Source organism: Novosphingobium sp. NFX11 (genome assembly GCF_057376415.1).
The window spans coordinates 95,653-116,785 of the sequence record NZ_CP080386.1 but is presented as its reverse complement, the minus strand read 5'-3'; the positions used below and the strand labels follow the sequence as shown (position 1 = coordinate 116,785).

19 protein-coding genes and 5 pseudogenes are annotated in these 21,133 nt (G+C 63.7%); 10 read left to right on the top strand and 14 right to left on the bottom strand.

Annotation, left to right across the window (positions count from 1 at the left end; genetic code table 11):
* The first annotated feature begins 131 nt into the window (after positions 1-131).
* Positions 132-830, top strand: a complete 699-nt coding sequence (locus tag KZO24_RS27085) for a DUF4396 domain-containing protein (protein WP_486488177.1) — start codon at positions 132-134, stop codon at positions 828-830.
* A gap of 19 nt (positions 831-849) precedes the next feature.
* Here KZO24_RS27085 and KZO24_RS27080 read toward each other — a convergent pair whose 3' ends face one another.
* The 5 genes and pseudogenes from KZO24_RS27080 to KZO24_RS27060 all read right to left on the bottom strand — a co-directional run bounded on the left by KZO24_RS27080 (position 850) and on the right by KZO24_RS27060 (position 7,029).
* Entirely contained in the window at positions 850-1,164 is a 315-nt protein-coding gene (locus tag KZO24_RS27080) for a cytochrome o ubiquinol oxidase subunit IV (protein ID WP_486488176.1), read from the bottom strand.
* A complete protein-coding gene (locus KZO24_RS27075) occupies positions 1,161-1,787 on the bottom strand; it encodes a cytochrome c oxidase subunit 3 (protein WP_486488175.1) in 627 nt (208 codons plus the stop codon). Before KZO24_RS27075 ends, KZO24_RS27080 begins: the two co-directional genes overlap by 4 nt.
* The gene (locus tag KZO24_RS27070) at positions 1,784-3,868 is read right to left on the bottom strand and encodes a cbb3-type cytochrome c oxidase subunit I (RefSeq protein WP_486488174.1); all 2,085 of its coding nucleotides are present in this window, start codon (positions 3,866-3,868) and stop codon (positions 1,784-1,786) included. Before KZO24_RS27070 ends, KZO24_RS27075 begins: the two co-directional genes overlap by 4 nt.
* Positions 3,819-4,691 carry a cytochrome ubiquinol oxidase subunit II family protein gene (locus KZO24_RS27065; RefSeq protein WP_486488173.1) on the bottom strand — a complete coding sequence of 291 codons (873 nt, stop codon included), beginning with the start codon at positions 4,689-4,691 and terminating at the stop codon, positions 3,819-3,821. The genes KZO24_RS27070 and KZO24_RS27065 overlap by 50 nt, the downstream gene beginning before the upstream one ends.
* A gap of 29 nt (positions 4,692-4,720) precedes the next feature.
* Positions 4,721-7,029: pseudogene (locus tag KZO24_RS27060) on the bottom strand (FdhF/YdeP family oxidoreductase).
* Between the two features lie 461 nt (positions 7,030-7,490).
* Here KZO24_RS27060 and KZO24_RS27055 point away from each other — a divergent pair.
* The 7 genes and pseudogenes from KZO24_RS27055 to KZO24_RS27025 all read left to right on the top strand — a co-directional run bounded on the left by KZO24_RS27055 (position 7,491) and on the right by KZO24_RS27025 (position 13,888).
* On the top strand, positions 7,491-9,857 hold the full coding sequence (locus KZO24_RS27055) for a heavy metal translocating P-type ATPase (protein WP_486488172.1): 2,367 nt from the start codon (positions 7,491-7,493) through the stop codon (positions 9,855-9,857).
* Positions 9,854-9,937, top strand: a pseudogene (locus KZO24_RS27050) (MerR family DNA-binding transcriptional regulator); the annotation flags it as partial. The gene KZO24_RS27055 and the pseudogene KZO24_RS27050, both read left to right, overlap by 4 nt.
* A gap of 189 nt (positions 9,938-10,126) precedes the next feature.
* Positions 10,127-11,460 (top strand): annotated as a pseudogene (locus KZO24_RS27045) (IS5 family transposase).
* 74 nt (positions 11,461-11,534) lie between these two features.
* Positions 11,535-11,855 (top strand): MerR family DNA-binding protein, encoded by a 321-nt coding sequence (locus KZO24_RS27040; protein WP_486488416.1) that lies wholly within the window; start codon positions 11,535-11,537, stop codon positions 11,853-11,855.
* Between the two features lie 337 nt (positions 11,856-12,192).
* Positions 12,193-13,125 carry an alpha/beta hydrolase family protein gene (locus KZO24_RS27035; RefSeq protein ID WP_486488171.1) on the top strand — a complete coding sequence of 311 codons (933 nt, stop codon included), beginning with the start codon at positions 12,193-12,195 and terminating at the stop codon, positions 13,123-13,125.
* Positions 13,122-13,289, top strand: coding sequence for a hypothetical protein (locus tag KZO24_RS27030; RefSeq protein ID WP_486488170.1), 168 nt, complete (start codon positions 13,122-13,124; stop codon positions 13,287-13,289). The genes KZO24_RS27035 and KZO24_RS27030 overlap by 4 nt, the downstream gene beginning before the upstream one ends.
* Complete coding sequence (locus KZO24_RS27025) at positions 13,289-13,888, top strand: hypothetical protein (protein WP_486488169.1); 600 nt, start codon at positions 13,289-13,291, stop codon at positions 13,886-13,888. Before KZO24_RS27030 ends, KZO24_RS27025 begins: the two co-directional genes overlap by 1 nt.
* Before the next feature lie 4 nt (positions 13,889-13,892).
* Here KZO24_RS27025 and KZO24_RS27020 read toward each other — a convergent pair whose 3' ends face one another.
* The 8 genes and pseudogenes from KZO24_RS27020 to KZO24_RS26985 form a co-directional block, all read right to left on the bottom strand.
* On the bottom strand, positions 13,893-14,108 hold the full coding sequence (locus KZO24_RS27020; protein ID WP_486488168.1) for a hypothetical protein: 216 nt from the start codon (positions 14,106-14,108) through the stop codon (positions 13,893-13,895).
* Positions 14,092-14,961, bottom strand: coding sequence for a serine hydrolase domain-containing protein (locus tag KZO24_RS27015; RefSeq protein ID WP_486488415.1), 870 nt, complete (start codon positions 14,959-14,961; stop codon positions 14,092-14,094). The genes KZO24_RS27020 and KZO24_RS27015 overlap by 17 nt, the downstream gene beginning before the upstream one ends.
* A gap of 86 nt (positions 14,962-15,047) precedes the next feature.
* Positions 15,048-15,545, bottom strand: coding sequence for an alpha/beta hydrolase family protein (locus KZO24_RS27010; protein ID WP_486488167.1), 498 nt, complete (start codon positions 15,543-15,545; stop codon positions 15,048-15,050).
* A gap of 26 nt (positions 15,546-15,571) precedes the next feature.
* Positions 15,572-16,057, bottom strand: coding sequence for an alpha/beta hydrolase family protein (locus tag KZO24_RS27005; protein WP_486488461.1), 486 nt, complete (start codon positions 16,055-16,057; stop codon positions 15,572-15,574).
* A gap of 11 nt (positions 16,058-16,068) precedes the next feature.
* Entirely contained in the window at positions 16,069-16,422 is a 354-nt protein-coding gene (locus KZO24_RS27000; RefSeq protein ID WP_486488414.1) for a sterol desaturase family protein, read from the bottom strand.
* 76 nt (positions 16,423-16,498) lie between these two features.
* A pseudogene (locus tag KZO24_RS26995) lies at positions 16,499-16,870 on the bottom strand (sterol desaturase family protein); the annotation flags it as partial.
* Between the two features lie 14 nt (positions 16,871-16,884).
* Positions 16,885-17,313 (bottom strand): EF-hand domain-containing protein, encoded by a 429-nt coding sequence (locus KZO24_RS26990; RefSeq protein ID WP_486488166.1) that lies wholly within the window; start codon positions 17,311-17,313, stop codon positions 16,885-16,887.
* A 75-nt stretch (positions 17,314-17,388) separates the two neighbouring features.
* Complete coding sequence (locus KZO24_RS26985) at positions 17,389-17,958, bottom strand: hypothetical protein (RefSeq protein ID WP_486488165.1); 570 nt, start codon at positions 17,956-17,958, stop codon at positions 17,389-17,391.
* Between the two features lie 141 nt (positions 17,959-18,099).
* Here KZO24_RS26985 and KZO24_RS26980 point away from each other — a divergent pair, with 141 nt between their 5' ends.
* Both KZO24_RS26980 and KZO24_RS26975 read left to right on the top strand, forming a co-directional pair.
* Positions 18,100-18,825 (top strand): winged helix-turn-helix domain-containing protein, encoded by a 726-nt coding sequence (locus tag KZO24_RS26980; protein WP_486488164.1) that lies wholly within the window; start codon positions 18,100-18,102, stop codon positions 18,823-18,825.
* Between the two features lie 3 nt (positions 18,826-18,828).
* Positions 18,829-20,172: a sensor histidine kinase gene (locus KZO24_RS26975; RefSeq protein ID WP_486488163.1), complete on the top strand. Its 1,344-nt coding sequence runs from the start codon at positions 18,829-18,831 to the stop codon at positions 20,170-20,172.
* Between the two features lie 441 nt (positions 20,173-20,613).
* On the opposite strand, the pseudogene KZO24_RS26970 reads toward KZO24_RS26975, so the two are convergent.
* Positions 20,614-21,031: pseudogene (locus tag KZO24_RS26970) on the bottom strand (phage integrase central domain-containing protein); the annotation flags it as partial.
* Between the last annotated feature and the right edge of the window lie 102 nt (positions 21,032-21,133).

The window sequence follows — 21,133 nt, the reverse complement described above, 5'->3', positions numbered from 1 at the left end:
GCTCGACCAGATCGGCGCAGCGCGCCACCGGAGCCGCTTCCTAACGAATTCGACTCGCGACATGAAACTTCGTCGTCGGCAATGGCTTGTCCATTACAGCGATGACGACCAACGCACAAAAGGAGGTTGCCGTGACCGCTTCCTTTCCGACTTGGCTGACATCACTCGCGAGCGTCTCGCTGCTGGTCGGCGCGGCCTGCTGCCTAATCGTCGCGGTCGACGTGCTGCGACGCCCGCAGAAGATGTGGATCATGAACTTGGTCTGGCCCGTGACCATGTTGTTCGGCAGCCTCGTGTGGCTCTGGTTCTACCGTCGCTACGGGCGCGCTGGTCGCGAAGGCCACCAGCCACCGATGGCGGTGAGCGTCGCGAAAGGGGCAAGTCATTGCGGCGCAGGCTGCACGATCGGCGACCTCATTGCCGAGTGGCTCGCCTTCGCAATACCTTCGGTAGCGGCGCTGTTCGGCTGGGGCAGCCTGTTCGCCGAGAAGACCTTCGCGGTCTGGCTCTTCGACTATATCCTCGCCTTCCTGCTGGGGATCGCGTTCCAGTATTTCACGATCAAGCCGATGCGCGATTTGTCGGTGCGAGAAGGCATCCTGCAAGCGACCAAGGCCGACGTGCTCTCGATCTCAGCGTGGCAGGTCGGCATGTATGGCGCGATGGCGCTCGCCCAGTTCGCCTGGTTACGGCCGGGCTACGGCGGGCTCGCGCCGGTCGACAGCGTCGTCTTCTGGTTCGTGATGCAGGTTGCAATGATCGCTGGCTTCGCCACCAGCTTTCCGGTGAACTGGTGGCTGGTGCGCAGCAGGATCAAGGAACGAATGTGATTTCGGTTCAAACGCGAGGTCACATCATCCTGCCGTGCAGGTTGAACAGGATCACGACCGTGCCGCCGACCATCAGTGCAACGATCAGCGCCGAGAACAGAATGAGCTGAAGGTCGTCCCGCGACGAACGGGCTAGGCTGATGTGGAGGAAGCAGCGGAATTGCACCACTATCTGCAGCAGTCCCAGCGCCAGAACAAGCGCGATCACTTTCGGCGCTTCCGCTACCCGCCAGTGCACAGCGGCGAAAGCGGCCCCAGTCAGCCCCAGCGCGGCAGCGTAACCGACCAGATAGGTGCGGACCTCACGTCGCCGCTCATCGTGGCGCGTGCTCATCGGGTCAGCCCCGGCAGGTAGACCGTCGAGAAGATTGCGATCCAGACGACATCGAGGAAGTGCCAGAAGAGCCCGAGGCGAAGCAGGTTGATTTTCACTCGAGCATCGACGCCGAAGATGAGCAGTTGCGCCATCATTACCGCCAGCCAAAGGCTGCCCGTCAACACGTGTAGGCCGTGTAGCGGGACAAGACCGAACAAGGCGGAGAGATAGCCGCTACGCGCTGGATAGGCGCCGTGCGCGAACATGTCGGCGAAATCGTGCATTTCGAGGCCGAGGAACATTAACCCCAGGACTAGCGTTGCCGCTAGCCAAGCGCCGATACGCACCTTCGATGCGCCATACTTCATCGCCACGGACGCCATCCCATAGGTCAGGCTGCTGGTGAGCAAGAGCAGCGTCTCGAGGAAGGTAGGCCCCATCTTGTACACGCTGGCCGGCGTCGGGCCGCCAGCGGTTGCGGGCAGCATGACGCCGTAGGTTGCGAAGAGCAGCGCGAAGACCACCGCGTCACTCATGAGGAACATCCAGAATCCGAACAGGTCGGTGCCTGCGGACGCGTGCGTCTCGCGATCGGTATCGCCGAGGTTGAGCCCGGCATGGACGGCATCGCTGGCGCTCATGCACGCACCTTGGCGAGCCCCTGGTTCGCGGGACTGGTCTCGAGTTCGCGCAGGACTGGACGTGCCCGCGCAATCGCCCCGAGCCAGGCTTCGTTCATACGTGCAACCTCGTCCGCGGGGATCAGGCGCTCAGTGTTGCGGGCGAAGCTGCGCGCGATGACCGTGGCGACGACGATCAAGAACCCGAGGATCGCCAGCCACCACATGTACCAGACGAGCGCGAAACCCGTGGCGGTGCCGGCGACGCCGAGGATCGGTGCGACCGCGCTGTTCTTCGGCATCGTGATCGCATGATAGTGCGGCGGCCGCGCATAGGGGGCATGCTTGCGCTTGTCGTCGTAAAAAGCGTAGCGCTGCTCGACGTGCGGCACATGCGCGAAATTATACTCCGGGGGCGGCGCTGGGATAGACCATTCTAGCCCGCGCCCGTCCCACGGGTCGCCCACGGCCACCCGATTGGCAGCGCGGTCGCGGATGCTCACCCACAGCTGCACCACCAGCGCGATCATGCCGCAGAACAGGATGACCGCCCCTAATTCGGCGGCGTAGAGCCACGGGCGATAGGAAGGCTCCATCACCGCTTGCGTGCGCCGCGCCAGACCCGCCGCGCCGAGCACGTAAAGCGGCATAAAGGCGAGATAGAAACCGACGACCCAGCACCCGCATGCAACGCGCCCCCAGCGCTCGTCCAACCGAAATCCGAACGCCTTGGGGAACCAGAAAGTATATGCCGCGATCAGGCCGTAGAGCGTGCCGGGGACCAGCATATTATGAAAGTGAGCGACAAGAAAAGTCGTATTATGGACCAGATAGTCGAGCGGCGGAAAGGCCAGAATAATGCCGGTGAGGCCGCCCAGGACGAAGGTCATCATGAAAGCAAGCGCGTAAAGCATCGGCACGGTGAAGCGCACCTCCCCGCGGAACATCGTCCAGATCCAGTTGTAGATTTTCACGCCGGTCGGCACGCCAATCATCATCGTCGCGATTCCGAAGGCGGCGTTGATGCTGGGGCTTTGCCCCATGGTAAAGAAATGGTGCAGCCATACCGTGAACGACAGCACCGCGATCGCCATGGTGGCGATCACGAGCGAGACATAGCCGTACAGCTCTTTGGAGGAAAAGGTCGATACGACCTCCGACCAGATCCCGAACGCGGGCAGGATGACGATATACACCTCCGGATGGCCGAACATCCAAAAAAGGTTAACATAGTTCATCATGTTACCGCCGAGCGCATTGGTGAAGAAGTGGAAGCCCAAATAGCGATCGAGCGCGAGGAGCGCGGTAGCGACGGTTAGCGGCGGCATCGCGAACACCATCAGGATCGCTGTGCACAGGCTCGTCCAGCAGAACATCTGCATCCGCATCAGGCGCATGCCGGGGCACCGCATTTTGTAGATGGTGGCGGCAATGTTGATTCCGGCGATGGTCGAGGCGATCGAACCGAGCGTAACCGCCCAGATCCAGTAATCGGGTCCGACGCCGGGATTGAAGCCGGTCTCGGTGTACGGCGGATACCCGCTCCACCCGCCAGTCGAAAAGCGACCGATCACCAGACTGATCATCATCAGCGCGGCACCCGCTCCGGTCAGCCACAGCCCGATCGCGTTGAGCAGCGGGAAGGCGACGTCGCGCGCGCCGATCTGTAGTGGCACGAGATAGTTCATCACTCCGGTCAGGAACGGCATCGCCATGAAGAAGATCATGATCGAGCCGTGCGTGCTGAATAGTTCGGCGAAATGTTCGGGCGCGACGATCCCGGGCGCCTGGATCGCGCTCGCCTGCTGCAGCCGCATCAGATTGGCCTCGATCAACGCGCGCGACAGCATTACAAAAGCGATCACGACGTACATGATGCCGATCTTCTTGTGATCGAGGCTGGTGAGCCATTCGGACCACAGCCAGCGCCAGCGTCCCGTCACCGTCAGCAGCACCGCGACCGCGAGCGCGCCGATCACCACCATCGCCCCGGCGCTCGCGCCGATCAGTTCGTTGATCGTCGGCTCCTGCCAGGCCCGCACGAGGGGCAAGTCATGCCATTCGAAGCGGCCCAGGACCGCTGGCCAAACGGGTGTGCTCAACGGGGGCTCTCCTGCGTGCTGGTGGCCATGATCGACCGGAACAAGCCCGGGGAACGCGCGAGAAGAGCTGCGGCGTCGGCATCACCGACCGCGCCGTGATCCGCGTCAAGGCTGCCCTGTCAAGCGGTCGCCCGCCAGCCCGCACGCGGGCGACCCATCGATCATAAGCGGCGGGATCGGTCGCCACCACGTTGAATTTTTGGTCCTGGAAGCCGCGGCCGTTGAACTGCGTGTTCTCGCCACGGAACACGCCGGGGCGGCTGGCGGCGAAGTTGAGGTGAGTAGTCATGCCGGCCATGGCGTAAATCTGTCCGGCGAGTTGCGGAATGAGGAGCGACTGCATCACGGTTCCGCTCGTCAGGCTGAGGTGGACCGGCCGACCGACCGGTATAACGAGCCGATTCACGGTCGCGACTCCTGCTTCGGGGTAGATGAACAGCCATTTCCAATCTAGAGCCACGACCTGTACCTCGAGAGGGCGCTGGGGGTTTGCGAGCGGGCGATAGGGATCGAGCCGGTGGGTCGCGCTCCACAGCAGGAAAGCAAGTCCGATGACGATGCCGATCGGCGGGACCCAGACGAGGATCTCCAGCGGCCAGGAGAAGCCCCAATCGGGTCGATAGGCATCGCCCTTGTTCGATCGCCGGTAGTGCCAGGCGATCAGCGGCACAAGTAGCAGCACTGGCCCTGCGACGAAGACCAGCACGGCGCCGACGACGAGGTACAAGTGCCACTGCTCTGCCGCGACCGGCCCGGCGTGGTTCACCACGCCGAGCTGAAGTGCGGCGCAACCGCCGAGCAGCAGAGGCAGACTGAGCGCCAATGCGATTAGACGATGTCCTGGCATCGGCCCTACGACCGTCCCGCCGGCCCGCCGACGCTCACCTCCGCCACGATCCGCACCGGAACCCCCTTCGCCGCTGGGGTCTTCGACAATTTATCGTGATACCAGAGCGGCACCAGCGGGTTCATCTCCGGGTAGTATGCGCCAAGGCAACCATCCGGAAGGTCGAACGGCGTAATCGTCAGCCCATCCACCTGTCGATGCACATCGTCGTCGGCGTCGCTAGCGAGACTGACGACCTGTCCTTCCTGTAGCCCGGCCGCGGCTATTTCCTTAGGGCTCATGAGCAGCACGTCGCGCGTACCCTCGATCCCGCGCAAGCGATCCGAATAGCCATAAATCGTCGTGTTGAACTGGTCGTTGGAGCGCATCGTGATCAGACGGTAGCGTCCCCGTTTGTCGGGCACGCCTATCGCGCTCAGCGTCGTCGGTGTGGTGAACTCCGCCTTTCCGCTCTCGGTCCTCCAGATCCGCTCGCGCGCCTGATTGCCTTTGAAAAAGCCGCCGGGCGTAAACATCCGCGCATTGAAATCCTTGAACTTGTCCGGATAAGTCGCCTCGATCAGGTCGCGGACCTTGCCGTAGTCGCCGACCCATTCGTCCCACTTGATCGTCGGCTTGGGTGGCAGCGTGGCCTTGGCGATGCTGGCGACGATCGCCAGTTCGGACAGTAGATGTTCGCTGGCGGGCTTCCGCTTGCCGACCGATCCGTGGATCATTGACAGCGAATCCTCCATGGTGACGCTCTGGGGGCCACTTTCCTGGACGTCCTCTTCCGATCGACCGAGGCAGGGAAGCAGATAGGCTATTTCACCATTGATCAGGTGGCTGCGATTGAGCTTGGTGGCGATCTGGACGGTGAGGCGCATGCGCGTCCAGGCCTCCTCCATCTTCTCACGCTCGGGGATCGCCCGGACGAAGTTACCACCCAAGCCGATGAAGGCCCGAATGGTGCCGTTGGCGATGCCCTCGCAGGCCTCGACCGTGTTCACGCCTTTTTCGGGCGGCGGGTCGAAATCGAAAATCCGTTTGAGATAGTCGTACGGCACAAGTTCGGGCTTCTCGGAGATGCCGACAGTTCGCTGTCCTTGCACGTTGGAATGGCCGCGCACCGGCGAAATGCCGGCACCCTCGACGCCGATATTGCCGCGCAGCAGCAGCATGTTGACCAGCATGCCGATCGTCTGAGAACCATGGACGTGCTGCGTCAGTCCCATGCCATAGATGCCGATGACCTTGCCCGCGTCGCAATAGACTTGGCCTGCGGCCTCCAGATCGGCGCGGGAGAGTCCCGACTCCGCCTCGATCTCCTCCCACGAGGTCGCCCTCACCTTGGCGACCATCTCGTCGAAGCCGTGCGTGTGCTGGGCAATGAAATCGACGTCGAGCAGGTGATGCTCGGTTTCGGCCCATTGCCGCTCCTCGACTGCCAGGACGTGCTTGATCATCCCCATGATAGCCGCGATGTCGCCGCCGGGCCTGACCTGGTAATAGAGGCACGAGATCTCGGTCGGCTTCTGGGTGATCATCTGCAACGGGTTTTGCGGATCGACGAACTCGACCAAACCCTTCTCGCGCACCGGGTTAAAGGTAACAATCTTGCACCCGCGTTCGACTGCATCCTTGAGTGTGTGAAGGAAGCGCGGGCTGTTGGCGCCGGTGTTTTGGCCAAAAAGAAGATCGCGTCGCACAAGGAGAAATCCCTGAGCTGGCAGGTGCCGACCGGCGATCCCGTCACCTTCTTCAGCCCAACCGAGGTCGTCTCGTGGCACATGTTCGAACTGTCGGGCAGGTTGTTGTGCCCGTAGAGTCGCGCGAATAGCGCATAGAGATACGACGTTTCCAAGCTGGCGCGACCCGACGCGTAGAAGACGGTTGATTTGGGATCGAGCGCCTTCAGCTCCGCGCCAATCGCGATAAAGGCCTCTTCCCAGCTCACCGGGACATACCTGTCGCTCGCCCGGTCATAGCGCATCGGGTGGGTCAGTCGCCCGGTCTGTTCGAGATCATAGTCCTTCCAGTCTTTGAGTTCGCTGACAGTGTGGTTCGCGAAGAATGACGGCTCGCAGGTGCGCGTCGTCAGTTCCCATAGCGTCGCCTTCGCACCATTCTCACAAAATTCGGCCGGATGAGGGTGCTCAGGCTTGGTCCAGGCGCACGAAACACACATGAAGCCGCGGGGCTTGTTTTGACGGCGCAACGTCTCGAGCGCCATGGGCGTCGCCCATTCCCTACCGAAGATTCGCGCCACGCCTTTGAGCGAACCGAAGCCACCAGAGGGGCCATCGTAATGCACTGTGTCGTCGTCATGCGCCATGGCAAGTCACTCCGCTTGCCCCCACGCCGATTTTGAGTGATTATGTCACAACTTGCAAACAGAACCACATGCTCGGTATCGTCCATCGCATCGCTCAAGGAGGAAACAAGGTGCGTTGCCGACTTGTCGGCTGCATCGAAACGATCGGTCCTGCGCCGCCCACACTCTAAATTCACAAATGAGCGTTACCTGTCTTATCGTAGCGCTACAGCGCAGATATAGTGCTCAGCATCATCATCATCATCGGGTGTGCCCCGACATGCACCGTCGTGGGCCGCCATCTTCTCTCAAGAAGTGCAGCGACTACGCCAGCGTAGTAGTGGTTACAGGGCTGGGCCGGCATCAGTGCTATGATGCTGTGTCAGGGTCAGGCGATACTTCCGCTGTGATGGCGATCTCAATCAAAGGCCTTGACCCTGACATGGTGTCAGACCTTATCTGGGTTGCAAAGGAGCACCGCGATGAACCATCCCGAGGCCCATGGCGCCCATTGTTGTTCGGGGAAGAGTGCCACCCCTGCCGCTGTGAAGGACCCTGTCTGTGGCATGCTGGTCGACCCGGCGGCGACCGCGCACCATGCGGAACATGGCGGCACGGCCTATCACTTCTGCAGCGCAGGTTGCCGCGCGAGGTTCGTTGCCGACCCCGCCAGGTTCACCGCTGGAGAGGCCCCGGTGGCAACCGCCGCGCTGCCGTCTTCGGCGTCGACATGGACCTGTCCCATGCATCCGGAGATCCGGCGCAGCGAACCCGGCAGCTGCCCGATCTGCGGCATGGCGCTGGAGCCGGTCGAACCAGCGGCCGAGGACGGTCCTAATCCAGAATTGACGGATTTTACCCGCCGCCTCTGGGTGAGTGTTGTGCTGGCCGTGCCGCTGCTGCTGCTCTCGATGGGCGGAGAGATGCTGGGCCTGCATCTCGTGCCGATGCGCTGGTCGCCGTGGGTGCAACTCGTGCTGACGGCGCCGATCGTGCTGTGGGCAGGCTGGCCGTTCTTCGAGCGCGGCTGGGCGTCGCTCAAGAGCCGCCACTACAACATGTTCACCCTGATCGCGATCGGGGTCGGCGCGGCCTTCTTCTACAGCGTGGTGGCGACGGTCGCACCAAGCATATTCCCCGCCACCTTGCGCGAGCATGGCGCCATGGTCCCGGTCTATTACGAGGCGGCCGGGGTCGTGGTTGCGCTGGTGCTGCTCGGTCAGATTCTGGAGCTGCGCGCGCGTGCCGCGACCGGCCGCGCGATCCGCGCGCTGCTGAACCTCGCGCCTAAGGTGGCATGGCGGATCGGCACCGACGGCGAAGACCGTGAGATCGGACTGGACGAGGTCGTGAAGGGCGATCGCCTGCGCGTGCGTCCCGGCGAAGCCGTTCCGGTGGACGGAACCGTGCTGGATGGACGCTCGTCGGTCGACGGATCGATGCTGACCGGCGAGCCGGCGCCGGTGCTGAAAACGCCCGGAGCGGCGCTCACCGGCGGGACCGTCAACGGCACCGGCAGCCTCGTCATGCAGGCGCAGGCGGTCGGCGCCGAAACGATGCTGGCGCGGATCGTGTCGATGGTGGCCGAAGCGCAGCGCAGCCGCGCGCCGATCCAGGCGGTGGCGGACCGCATCTCGGGCTGGTTCGTGCCCCTGGTCGTGCTGATCGCGCTTGCGACGTTCATCGTCTGGAACCTTGTCGGCCCGGAACCGCGCTTCGGCCATGCCCTGCTCAACGCCATCGCCGTCCTCATCATCGCCTGTCCCTGCGCGCTGGGGCTCGCTACGCCGATGTCGATCATGGTCGGCACCGGTCGCGGCGCCCGGGCCGGCGTGCTGGTCAAGAACGCCGAGGCGCTCCAGGCCCTCGACAAGGTCGACACGCTGGTGATCGACAAGACGGGTACGCTGACTGAGGGCAAGCCCAGGCTGGTCGCGGTCCAGCCGCAGGGCGCCTTCGACGCAGATCACGTCCTCGCATCGGCAGCCGCAGTCGAGGCACGATCCGAGCACCCGCTGGCGGTCGCGATCATCACCGGCGCCAGAGAGCGCGGGCTCGCGATCGCACCGGTGGAGGACTTCCAGTCACAGACCGGGATGGGCATCACCGGCCGTGTCGACGGCCGCAACGTCGTCGTCGGCAACGCCGCGCAGATGCGCCGCATCGGGGCAGATTCCGGCGCGCTGGAAGCGCTAGCGGGGCGATATCGGGCCGATGGCGGCGGTGTGATGCTCGTCGCGATCGACGGCGTCGCCGCAGGGCTGATCGCGGTGGCCGATCCGATCAAGGCGTCGGCACGCGACGCTATCGCGTCGCTCCATGCCGAGGGGCTGCGTATCGTCATGCTCACCGGCGACAGCCGCAGCACGGCCGAGGCTGTGGCAAGGCTGATCGGCGGAATCGACGAGGTCCATGCCGATCTCAGGCCGGAGGACAAGGCCAGGATCGTCGGCGAGCTTAAGGCGGCGGGATTGGTGGTGGCGATGGCGGGCGACGGCATCAACGACGCTCCGGCGCTTGCGGCAGCAGATGTCGGGGTAGCGATGGGGACCGGCACCGACGTCGCGATCGAGAGCGCGGGGCTGACGCTCACCAAAGGCGATCTGTCCGCGATGGTCCGCGCGCGGCGTCTCGCCCGCGCTACGATGGCCAACATCCGTCAGAACCTGTTCTTCTCCTTCCTGTTCAACGGCGTCGGAATACCGATCGCCGCCGGCGTGCTGTATCCGGTTACCGGCATTCTCCTCTCGCCGATGTTCGCCGGCGCGGCGATGGCGCTGTCCTCCTTTACCGTGGTGGCGAATGCGCTGCGTCTGAACGCCGTACGACTGGAGGCGCGCACGACATGAACATCGGTCAGGCAGCGGATCGGAGCGGTGTCTCGCAGCGGATGATCCGGCATTATGAAAAGATCGGGCTGATCCCAGCGCGTCGGCCGTGAAAAACGCTGAAGCCCGCAGAAGAGTGAGGGTTTTGTCGGATTTTAAGTATTCGGATTTGCAAGGTTTTGGGGAAATCGCGCGAAAAGCTTGCGATTGCGCGGGCCTGCGCACGTAGGGGCTTTCGTCGTAAGTCGGGTCGTGATTCAGTGTTCGGGTCGACACGATGAGGTTTGCCGATGCCGCCGAAGAAGCCCGCGCCGCGCAGTGACGAGTTGTTCCGCAGCCAGCTCGACAACATGATCAACATGGAACACGCGCTGGTAAAATTGGCGGGACTGATGGACTGGTCACAGTTTGATGCGGCCTACGGCCGGTTCTATCACGAGAAGGGTCGGCCTGGCCTGTCGACCCGGTTGATGGCGGGGCTGCATTTGCTCAAACACATGGAGGGCTTGTCGGACGAGGCGGTCTGCGCCCGCTGGGTCGAGAACCCGTATTTCCAGTTCTTCTGCGGCGAGCAGTACTTCCGCCACAAGCTGCCACTGGATCGTTCATCCATGACGCGCTGGCGGAACCGGATCGGGCCTGACAAGCTGGAGTTGCTGCTCGCCGAGACGTTGCGCGTGGCGATGGAAACCAGAGCAATGCCGCCGCAGGCCTGCGAGCGGGTGACGGTGGACACGACTGTACAGACCAAGGCGATCGCCCATCCCACTGACAGCCACCTGCTGATGCGCGGCATCGAGTGGCTGAACCGGATTGCCCGTAAGCACGGCATCAAGCTGCGCCAGTCCTTCCTTCGCGTTGGCCGCCAGGCCCGGCGCGATGTCTCCCGGCTGATCCATGGCCGCGGACACAAGCAGGCAATGCGCTGGGTGCGCAAACTTCGCACCTGGCTAGGCCGGCTCGACCGCGACATTGGCCGCAAGATCGCTGGAAATGAGAAACTCGAGGCGGCCTTTGCCGTCGCTCGCGAGCGGGTGGAGAAGATCCTCACCCAAAGGTTGGCGGCACGGACAAGCTTTATGCCTTGCACGCGCCCGAGGTGGAATGCGTCGCCAAGGGCAAGGCGCGGACCCGCTACGAGTTCGGCGTCAAGACCTCGATCGCAGTGACCAACGCCCGCACCGCCGGCGGCCAGTTCATCGTTGGCATGCAAGCATTGCCCGGCAACCCTTACGACGGCCACACCCTGTCCGGGCAAATCGAGCAGGTCGAGCGCCTGACCGGTATCGCCGTTGAGCGCGCCTATGTCGATCGCGGATACAAGGGCCATAAGCATGGCGGGAAGGCCAGGGTCTATATCGCCCACACCCGCGGGATCACCTCACCCACGATCAAGCGCGAGCTCAGGCGACGAAATGCCATCGAACCGATCATCGGTCACACCAAGTCCGATGGCCTGCTGGAACGTAACCACCTTGCTGGCGCCACCGGCGATGCCATCAACGCCATCCTGGTGGCCGCGGGGCACAATCTGAGGTTGCTCGTCGCATGGCTGACTGCGCTTTTGCGCGCCCTCATCGCCGACTGGCTATCCCTAGCCCTACCCAAAATCGGCGCTGCCTGAAAGCAGCGTGCCAGTTCGATAAATCCCTCACGGCACATCGGACGCAATCTACCCGTTGCCGAAACGAACATCGCATTGTTCACGGCCGACCAGCGCCGGCACGGCGGGACAGCGGCTATCGGGACTATTCAGACGCCGACGTACATCGCCTGAAGTTTGTGGCGAACGCCCGCGATCTCGGCTTCCCGATCGAGGAAATCCGCTCGCTTCTCAGCCTCTGGCAGGATCGCAGCCGGGCCAGCAGAGATGTGAAGGCGCTGGCGCTGTCCCGTGGCGCCGAGCTCGGACGCAAGGCCGCTTTGCTCGAAGCGATGCGCGCCACCTTGCTCGGCCTTGCCGAGGCATGCCACGGCGACGAGCGGCCGGACTGCCCTATCATCGATCGGCTATCGTAGCGCGACAGCGTAGCCGCAGTCCCATCGTCGGGAGGGGCCGTCAATGCCGCCGATCGGTCCCGGCTCCCGTGCACAAATGCGCTCAAGTGGACGCGATCCGATCGCGCCGGGCATGGAAGAGAATGGCATAGCCGAGCAGCCCGGAGACAAGCGATCCCGCCAGCACACCAAAGGTGATGGCTGCGATATTCCGTTGAATTGTCGTGTCGTTCGACGTCGAACGGAAAAATCATCGTTACAATTTGTTGCGCTAAGATTACGATCGGACACAGGCGGGTTACCTCTCCGATCTAGAATTGATCCTCCGAGCGCAGGAGCAGCAATTTGGATACGGGTTATGCACGATCTCGACATGGACATCGATAAGCACTTCAGCGGTTCCCGAGCTGCATCCGGGATGCTGGCCATTCAGATGTTGTTTTTGATGCTCGGGGTCTTGCTATCGTCCTGCAGCAATGCCCACGAAAACGCCCGAAAAGCCGAAGTGATCGCTTTCCCCAGCGGAGACAAGATTCTGCACGGCTATCTCTACAAGCCCGCCGGTCCTGGCCCTTTTCCGACCATGCTCTACAATCACGGCAGCGCGTCGGGTGATCTCAATACCCAGGCGTTCGACGCGATAGCACCGATGTTCGTGGCACATGGCTGGGCATTCTTCGCACCCTACCGACGTGGGCAGGGCCTGAGTGCCGATGCTGGCTCCTATATCATGGACGAGATCGGGGCGGCCCGCGCCAGCGGCGGCAAAGACGCTGCGGCGGAAACCCTGGTGCGGTTGCTGACGACGGATCATCTGAACGATCAGCGTGCCGCGCTGGCCTGGCTGAAACAGCAGCCGTTCATTCGATCGAATGCCATCGCGGCGATGGGCAATTCCTTCGGCGGGATCGAGACCGTCCTCGGCGCACAGAATGGCGCATATTGCGCCGCGGTCGATGCCGCCGGTGGCGCGGAAAGCTGGGAAGAGGTGCCAGCGTTGCGCGACGTGATGATGGGGGCAGCGCGAGAAGCGCTGCGACCGATCTTCTTCTTTCAGGCCGAGAATGACGTGACGACTGCGCCCAGCCATGAACTGTTCGCGGCCCGCAAGGCGCTGGGGCGTCCGGCGGAGATCCGCATATATCCCGCTTTCGGTACGTCCACACGCGATGGCCACGCTTTTCCCTATCGCGGCGTGAACATCTGGAAGGCTGATGTGCTTGCCTTCCTCGATCGGAATTGCGAGGCGGTGAGGCCCGTTGTCGTACCCGGCGGCGCGGAACGCCGATGACACTCAGCGATCGCGTGATACGTCCCTTGCTAAACATCTCGGCCGAGTTGTCGGACCTGTCGCTGGCGATCCTGAGCAAACAAGGCCGTTTCTGGCTCTATCGCGCCGACGCCGGCGTGCTGCCGGATGTGACCGACGCCGTCGCACAACTGGAGGGGACATAATGGGACGCGAAGCGATGGCCCGGGTGGAGATCGGCGGTGAAGCAGCCGATGTCCGCGCCCTCCTCGAAAGCACGGAACTCATTCTGCGCGGTGACATCCGCCGCCGCCTCCCGCGCGACCGGATCGTCGATGTCCGCGTGAACGGTGAGGTTCTTCGCTTCATCTGCGACGGCGAAACCGTAGCGCTGCATCTGGGTGTTGGTGTCGCGGAGGCATGGGCGAGGGCGATCGCCACGCCGCCGCCCAGCCTGCGCGCCAAGCTCGGCTTGGCCGGTGGCGCGAGGGCATATCGCGTCGGTCAGTTCGAGGACGCCGCACTCGACGAGGCGATAGCGGGCACGCTGGTCGATACGAGAGCGGATGCGGACGTGATAATCGCCTGCCTTGCCGGCCCAGCCGATCTCGATGCCGCGCTGGCGGTTCATGCCGCCAATCCGACAATTCCGATCTGGGCCGTGCATCCGAAGGGGGCCGGGGTGGCCTTTAGCGATGGTGAGATCCGGTCCCGGCTTCGCGCGCGTGGATTTCGGGACAGCAAGTCCTGTTCCGTGTCCGCGCGGCTTACCGCAACGCGCTACGGGCGCGTGCCTGTGCCCTGACCGGTCACGGCTGCCCCAGATGGGTGTTGATGAGGGGTTGTAGCTGCTGTTCGAGCGTGACGCCGTTCGAGGCCTCGTCCAGCATACCGATCACCGCCCAATAGCCGCGATCATAATCGATCCATGGGGTCCAGCCGAACGCGCCGGGGCTGGAGACGAGCCGTTGCGCGGCGCATTGGCTGGTGAAGGTCGGCGTGTCGCATTCACGCCAGGACGACATCGCATAATGCCATTGGCCCGCGGTGATGACCGCGTCGGGCGCATAGAGCACCGGCAAGCCGGCAGGTCCGGTCGGCGATATAGGTGGTCGTATCGGTAAGCAGGCGGCCGTTCAGCATCGCTCCGAGGAACGCGGCATAGTCGTCGACGGTCGAGGTCGCCCCACCGCTGAGCCGGGGATTGGTCGTGCTTGCCAACACATAGTTCGTCCGGCTCATCCCGACGACATCACCGATCTGCTGGCGGAAGATCTGCGGGAACGACAGCCCCGTCGCCGCCTCGGCCATCGCGCCAGCGATCTGGACGTGCGCCGGACCATAGCTGAATGCACTCCCCGGCGCCGACTGGAGGCCGGCATCGTAATAGGACCGCGCACAGGCGGCGATCGTCGTGTCGCCGTCGAAGATGCAGGTATCGCGATCGTCCTCGCCCGCATTGAAGCCGGACGTGAAACTGAGCAATTGCTGGAGCGTCACGCGGCTGCGCGGGTCGGCGGGATCGCTGGTCCAGTAGCTGAGATATTTCTGCGGATTGTCCGACAGGCTCATCCGCCCCGCCTCGACGAGGCGCATGATGGTCACGCCCGACAGCATCTTGGTCGCCGACGCGATCGGCGTCACTGCGGTCGGTGAGAAGCCGCCCTTCTGGTAGCGGTAGATTGTACCGCTCGGCGTTCCGATCGCGACGTAGACGTTGGCGACTGGAGACGCGTCGATCGCAGCCTGAATGGCGGTGAAGTTCGGCGCAGGCGTTGGCGTGGGAGTTGGCGAAGGAGTCGGCGTCGGGGCGGGAATCGGTGTCGGACTGGGCTGAGTCGTTGCGGAATCATCGCCTCCGCAAGCCGACAGGGTCACACTCGCCAACAGAAGCGCGATAATATTCATGCGTCGGGACATGAATCGTCTCTCCGGACTATGGGTTCGGGTCTGCTGGGCAATATTCATTTGCGTTCCAGCCGGTCGCCGGGAGCCAGCCGTGATTCGAGCGCCTTTGGATCGTCGAGCGCTGTCTTGGCGGCACGGTCGCCCATTAGCGCCCATCGCCAGAAGGCGATCGACATATCGATCACGGCGGTCCGGACGTGCTCGTTGGGTCCCTCCCGCCTGAAGCCACCGGCATTGCCACTGAAGTCGGCGTGGTTGGCGCCGTTCAGCACCAGCAGATATTTGTCGCCGGGCGGCATCGCGCGGAACGGGCGCTCGCGGTCGGCGGCGCTAACGGCCGAAGCGACAGGCGTCGTGTCCTGCGTTCCCGTGATCGTGAAGAAGGGCTTGGCCATCCTCGCTGTGGCCTGTGCGTCGGAACCCATGCTGGGCGGCGACGGGCTGAACGCGATCGACGCGCTAATTCTTGGCTCGGCGGTGGCCGCTATGGTCTTGGCAAAGCTTTGTCCGGCCAGTGCCTGGGTGGTATGGGCGCCGAAGCTGTGGCCGGACATGCCGATATGGGCGAGGTCGATGCGCCTTAGCGCGCAGCGTCCTTCGGTCCCCGCGCCGGAATCTGATCGAGGACGAACTTTACGTCCGCGACCCGGGCTTCGAGCTGCTCTGGGGTCATGGCGGCGCGCAGCGCACCGCCGAGATCTCCGCCGCCGCCGGCTCCGCTGCGCATGCGCCGAAGCATTCGCAACTTGCCGCCACCCCCGCTGCCGGATTGCAGTACGCTGCGGTCGCTGCCGGGATGCTGGAGGTGGATGACGACGAACCCGGCGTCGGCCCAGGCCTGCGCCCAGAGCGTACCGCCGTCGAGCGAACCGCCAAGGCCGTGGCTGAACAGGATGAGCGGCACCTTGGCTCCGCCATCCGGCATGCGGATGCGGACCGGAACGTCGCGGTTGCGCACGTTATCGTGCCAGACCGCGTCGCATACCGGCCCTGCCGCCATCGCGGCTCCGGGCGTGACGGCCCCGAGCAGTGCCGTCATGAGGAATAAACGATTACGCAATGTCATGCGATGATCTCCTATCGAACCTGGATCAGGGCGCGGGCCTTCGCGCGCCATCCGCGCGCGGCGGTGAAATCGCTGAGCATCGCGGCCCATTCGCGGAAGGCGAGGCGGATGGGGTTGCTTTCCCGGCCCTTGCCGACGACGCCATAGAGCTTGGGCGCATTGCTTTCCGGCGCGATCGTGCCGAAGAGCCGGTCCCAGACGATCAGCATCCCGCCATAGTTGCGGTCGAGAAATTCTGTGTTGCGGGCATGATGCGCGCGATGATGGTGCGGCGTGTTCGCCACCCATTCGAGCGGACCCAGACGCGGCACCCCTTCGCTGTGCAGGAAGAACTGGTAATTGAGGTTGATCGCCAGCAGCGTCACGACGAGCCGGGGATCGAGATCCGATGAGGATCAGCGGCAGATAGACCAGCCAGCCGAGCGACAGGATATTGGTCCAGCCCAGCCGCAGCGACGCCAGAAACGTCAGCTCCTCGGCGCTGTGATGGACGCTGTGGCTCGCCCATAGCCACCGGATCTCGTGGCTGAGACGATGGAACCAGTAGTAAGCGAACTCGACAGCGACGAAGCCGATAACCCAGCTCTGCCAGGCGTCGATCGAAAACCGATGCGGGACCAGCGCCCATACCGAGCCATAAACACCGCCCAGGACCACCGAACGCGGCACCGCACCGATCACGTTGCCGGCGATGATCCCGAGCGTGGTCAGCGCCGCTCGTCGATCATAGCCGCGCCCGGTGCGCAGCCGCCAGACCAGTTCTCCAAGGATCGCGATAAGGGCGATCGAAAGCAGCAGCGGAGCGTGGACCATGTTCATGGCGCGCCTCAGTTCCGCTTCTGCTGGATAGCGGCCCGCATCTTGGCGCGGGCGGCGTCATATTCGGGCTTGGTCACCCGGCCATCACGGTTCGTGTCCGAGCGGTCGAACATGACTGGCGGGGCCTGCGCCAGTTCGCTCCGCGAAATCGCGCCGTCTCCATTGCTGTCCGCATTGCCCAGCACTTCCGTCAGACGGGCAAGCACCTCCGGCTTACGTTTGGCGAGGCGGGGAAAATCGGCAGGGCTGACGAGACCATCACTATTGCGGTCGAGCTTGCCGAAATTGGCGTCGCGATAGCTGGCGAACTCTGCCCTGGTGACCGCGCCATCGCTATTGGCGTCGGCTGCGGCGAACCACTCGCCGCCGCCTCGCCGGGCGAGCGCCGGTGTGGCAACGCCGGCCAGCACCGCGAAGAAGATTGGGATGTTGCGCATGGCGCTCTTCCTTCGGTTGAACCGAGCCGCTGCGCGATGCAGCGGCTCGGACGGGGGTATCGGAACTGGTGAGGATCAGTCGCGGGCGACGGTCTTCGACCGGCTCGACGTCGAACCGTCGGCGTGGGTGCGCACGACCGAACCGCTGTAACTGCCATCGCCATTGTTGGTGACGCTGGTGCTGCGCCCGAAGCTGGCGCCGTTGTTGGTGGTATGGGTGGCGCCGCCCGAATAGCTGCCGCCACCCCAGTTCGCATCGCGGCTGGAGGTCACGCCGCGCCCGTCATTGGTCTGGACGCTGCGGTCGGCCGATACCTGGCCGGGTTCGCGATCGACCGAGCGGCTGGCGCTGTAGCCGCGACCGCTGTTAGTCTGGACCGAGCGGTTCGCCGCGACGTCGCCGCCGGCGCGGCTGTAGCTGCTGTTTGCGTTGTAGCCCCGTCCGTTGTTTGCCTGCACGCTGCGGCTGGCGGAGCGATACCCCGCCTGCCGGGTCACGCTGCCTTGGCTCACATACCCACGGCCATAGGCGCCCTGTACGCTGACGCTGCGTGCCCGGGTGCGAGCGTCGGCATCGCTGGGTATGGCGAACGTGCCTGCGGTGAGGGCAAGGCCCATCACGGCCGCGGTCAAGATTTTCTGCATCGTCATTCTCCTTGGCTCGAAACATGCCCCTCGCAATCTGGAGTAGAATGCGAAGGTAAGGCGTCGAAGAACCGCCGGAATCAAAGAGTAACGAAGTGTAACAGCGGTTGCGGGCGCGCTGGGTATCGGCATGATCGCTCGATGGACTCGCCCGACAGCCCGCACGTCGCCCTTATTGAGGATGATGACGAGATTCGCGACCTCGTGCTCGGCTTGCTGTCGCGCGAGGGCATGACGGTCCACCCTTGTCGCACGACCGCCGAGTTCGACGCATTGCTCCTTCACCGGCCGGTCGATCTGGCGATCATCGACATCATGCTGCCTGGCGAGGACGGCCTGTCGCTATGCCGGCGAATGCGCGCGGTCGGAGATCTGCTCATGCTGATCGTTTCGGCGCGCAGCGACGACGTCGATCGGATCATCGGCCTCGAGATCGGCGCCGACGACTATCTCCCTAAGCCATTCAACCCGCGGGAACTGGTGGCGCGCGTACGCGCGCTGCTGCGGCGATCGCGTGGGAGCGACAGCTTGATCGCTAGCCCGAGCGGGAATCGGTACAGCTTCGCGGGCTGGGCATGGGATGCCGATGCCCGCAATCTCGTCAGTCCCGATGGCACCGCAGTGGAGCTGACCGGCGGCGAGCACGACCTGCTTCATTGCCTCGTCACCCATCCGCAGCGGGTGCTGTCGCGCGAGCAGTTGCTCGACTGGACACGCGGGCGCGAGGCGGCACCGTTCGATCGCACCATCGATGTCCAGTTGGGGCGCCTGCGCCGCAAGCTTGGCGTCCATCCCCAGAGCGAGGGACTGATCAAGACGGTACGCGGCGGCGGTTATGTGTTCGTGGCACCGGTGCGGAAAAGCTGAGCGATGCGCGGAACGCTTTCTTTCCGGATTGGCGCGATTCTGCTTATCGGGTTCGTCCTGTTGCAGTTCCTGCTCGTGATCGCACTCCAACTGCCCGGTCGCGTCGATGATCGGGGCTATTATGGGCTGCCGTCGCCGCCTGCGCTGGCCGAGCTCATACGCTCGGTGGAGATGGCTGGACCGGATGGAAGCCGGCGGCTCATCGAGAACTTCGACGGATCGTTGTTCATGGTCGAAATCCGCCGCGCCCCTCCCGCCGACTTTCGCGAAGTGCCCACGAGCATGGAGCCGCTCGCCAGGGCTTATCGCCAGGCTCTTCCCGAACACAATGTTGTCGTCGATGGCGGACCGGGTCGTTTGAACGGGCTGCTGGGAGACCGCGCACGGCCCATGCGGTTCCTCGTCCCTATCCGGCTGACAGTTTGGCTACGCGATGGCGACGTGCTGGTGCTGACCGGTCGCCCGGCCAATGGGCTGCGCGCCTATCTCGCGCAACGCAGCATGATCGGGCTGCTGGGCGGAGCAGCGCTCCTTCTGGTCCTGTGGTTCGCTCTTCGGCAAGCCACGAAGCCGCTGCAGCGGCTCACGCGGGGCGTCAGAGCCCTGGGCAATGGGCTCGACGCCGACGATGTCCGTCCCGAGGGCAGCCCGGAGGTCCGCACGCTGGCCGAAGCGTTCAACGACATGAAGCACCGCATTGCAGCGCTGGTCGAGGAGCGAACCTTCATCCTGGCCGGTATCGCCCACGACATGCGTACCTATCTGACCCGGCTTCACCTGCGCTCCGATTTCATCGCCGATGAAGAGCAGCGCAAGCGGGCGGTTCGCGATCTCGAGCAGATGTCTGCACTGCTCGACGACAGCCTGCTGTTCGCCAGCCTCGGCCAGAAAGGCGTCAGGGACCTCGAACCGGTGGACCTATGTCGGCTTACCCACGAACTGCACGAGCTGCGCCCCGATGAAGCGCGCATCCAACTTGAAGTGCGAACGCAGTGTCACGTTCTCGCGGATTCGGCGGGGCTGGCGCGCATATTCGGCAATCTGGTCGATAACGGGCTGCGGCATGGGGCCAGTATGACTATCCGGATAGTGCGCCGGCACGACAAGGTCATTTGGACGTTCGACGATGATGGACCGGGCGTTGCACCCTCCGACCTGCGGCATCTCGGAACCGCTTATGCAAGGCTCGATCCCTCGCGCGACCGCAACACCGGTGGTTCGGGACTGGGTCTCGCGATCGTTCGCGCGCTCGCCGAAGCGATGCGCGGCACTGTGACGTTTCAGTCCGATCCTGGGCGAGGCCTCCGAGTGGAAGTGATCTTGACGGCAGCAGGGGTCGTGCCTTGAAATTTGGTGGCTCACCCGATGCCGCACCATGGAGAAAAAATGTCGAGCTTGCCAGGTGGTAGACCGCAGCTTTTTGCCTACAGCGCGTCGAGCAGCGCCAGCAGGCCTCCAGAGCGTGGCGCTGGCAGCTATGCAATCACGGCCCTGCGGCGCATCGCGCGATCGAAGGATGCGCGGTCGCTGAAATGGCGGTAGCCTTCGGCGCATTGCGCCTCAATGTGGGGCATCGTGTATGACGTGCGCCTGCCCAAGGCACCAACCAGCCTTGGAAGGATTTTTTCGATCGCTCCAAGCGAGGCGGGTCAGAGGATGACGGCTCGCTCGGGCCCCGAAATCGGGGTCGCTCAAGGTCAAGCTGCTGAAGCGGCGATCCCGCCAACGCATCCACCAATCGCGTGCCGGTGTGCTTTCGTGCGGCAGGGCGACCAAGCTCGGCAGCTTGCGCCTGGCCGGTAACAGCAGAAATTGAACGGCGCGGAGGTAAGGCGGATGCACCGGAGTGTCGGGGGATTCTGAGCCACCTGTATCACTGGAGGAACTCCTCTTCGCCCAACCAGCGGGTGCCGACGACCTTTCGTTCCGTTGGAATGTCGGCAGCGGGGTTTGCGGCCAGCCTGAACCGGCGCGGAGATGTGGAGCGATAATCATGCTCCGATTTCAGGCCCCATGAATATGCCGAGCGAATGTAGCTGCGGACATGATCAGCCATCGAGCGAGAGCCACGATCGTAGATTGGACGAATGACGGCCGACACATCCTGGGGCGTGATGTCCCGGGCGAGGCGGTTTCCACCCAGCGTGTCCGCGATCTTCTTGAGCCCCTTCTTCGCTTCGCTCCATGAAGGCTTGTCTGCGCCCTTGCCGGAATATTCAACCGCAAGACTCTCGTCATGACCGAGGGACCGCCGGGCGACAGGTCATTGAGTGTACGCCCCCTCGCCGTAATACAGACGGAAATCACA

Excerpts from the sequence above, each read along its gene's own strand:
- KZO24_RS27075 (WP_486488175.1), bottom strand. The coding sequence starts at position 1,787 with ATGAGCGCCAGCGATGCCGTCCATGCCGGGCTCAACCTCGGCGATACC.
- KZO24_RS27035 (WP_486488171.1), top strand. The coding sequence starts at position 12,193 with ATGCACGATCTCGACATGGACATCGATAAGCACTTCAGCGGTTCCCGA.
- KZO24_RS26975 (WP_486488163.1), top strand. The coding sequence starts at position 18,829 with ATGCGCGGAACGCTTTCTTTCCGGATTGGCGCGATTCTGCTTATCGGG.
- KZO24_RS27025 (WP_486488169.1), top strand. The coding sequence starts at position 13,289 with ATGGGACGCGAAGCGATGGCCCGGGTGGAGATCGGCGGTGAAGCAGCC.
- KZO24_RS27080 (WP_486488176.1), bottom strand. The coding sequence starts at position 1,164 with ATGAGCACGCGCCACGATGAGCGGCGACGTGAGGTCCGCACCTATCTG.
- KZO24_RS27005 (WP_486488461.1), bottom strand. The coding sequence starts at position 16,057 with ATGACATTGCGTAATCGTTTATTCCTCATGACGGCACTGCTCGGGGCC.
- KZO24_RS26990 (WP_486488166.1), bottom strand. The coding sequence starts at position 17,313 with ATGCGCAACATCCCAATCTTCTTCGCGGTGCTGGCCGGCGTTGCCACA.
- KZO24_RS27020 (WP_486488168.1), bottom strand. The coding sequence starts at position 14,108 with ATGTCGTCCTGGCGTGAATGCGACACGCCGACCTTCACCAGCCAATGC.
- KZO24_RS26985 (WP_486488165.1), bottom strand. The coding sequence starts at position 17,958 with ATGCAGAAAATCTTGACCGCGGCCGTGATGGGCCTTGCCCTCACCGCA.
- KZO24_RS27030 (WP_486488170.1), top strand. The coding sequence starts at position 13,122 with ATGACACTCAGCGATCGCGTGATACGTCCCTTGCTAAACATCTCGGCC.
- KZO24_RS27055 (WP_486488172.1), top strand. The coding sequence starts at position 7,491 with ATGAACCATCCCGAGGCCCATGGCGCCCATTGTTGTTCGGGGAAGAGT.
- KZO24_RS27010 (WP_486488167.1), bottom strand. The coding sequence starts at position 15,545 with ATGTCCGGCCACAGCTTCGGCGCCCATACCACCCAGGCACTGGCCGGA.
- KZO24_RS26980 (WP_486488164.1), top strand. The coding sequence starts at position 18,100 with ATGGACTCGCCCGACAGCCCGCACGTCGCCCTTATTGAGGATGATGAC.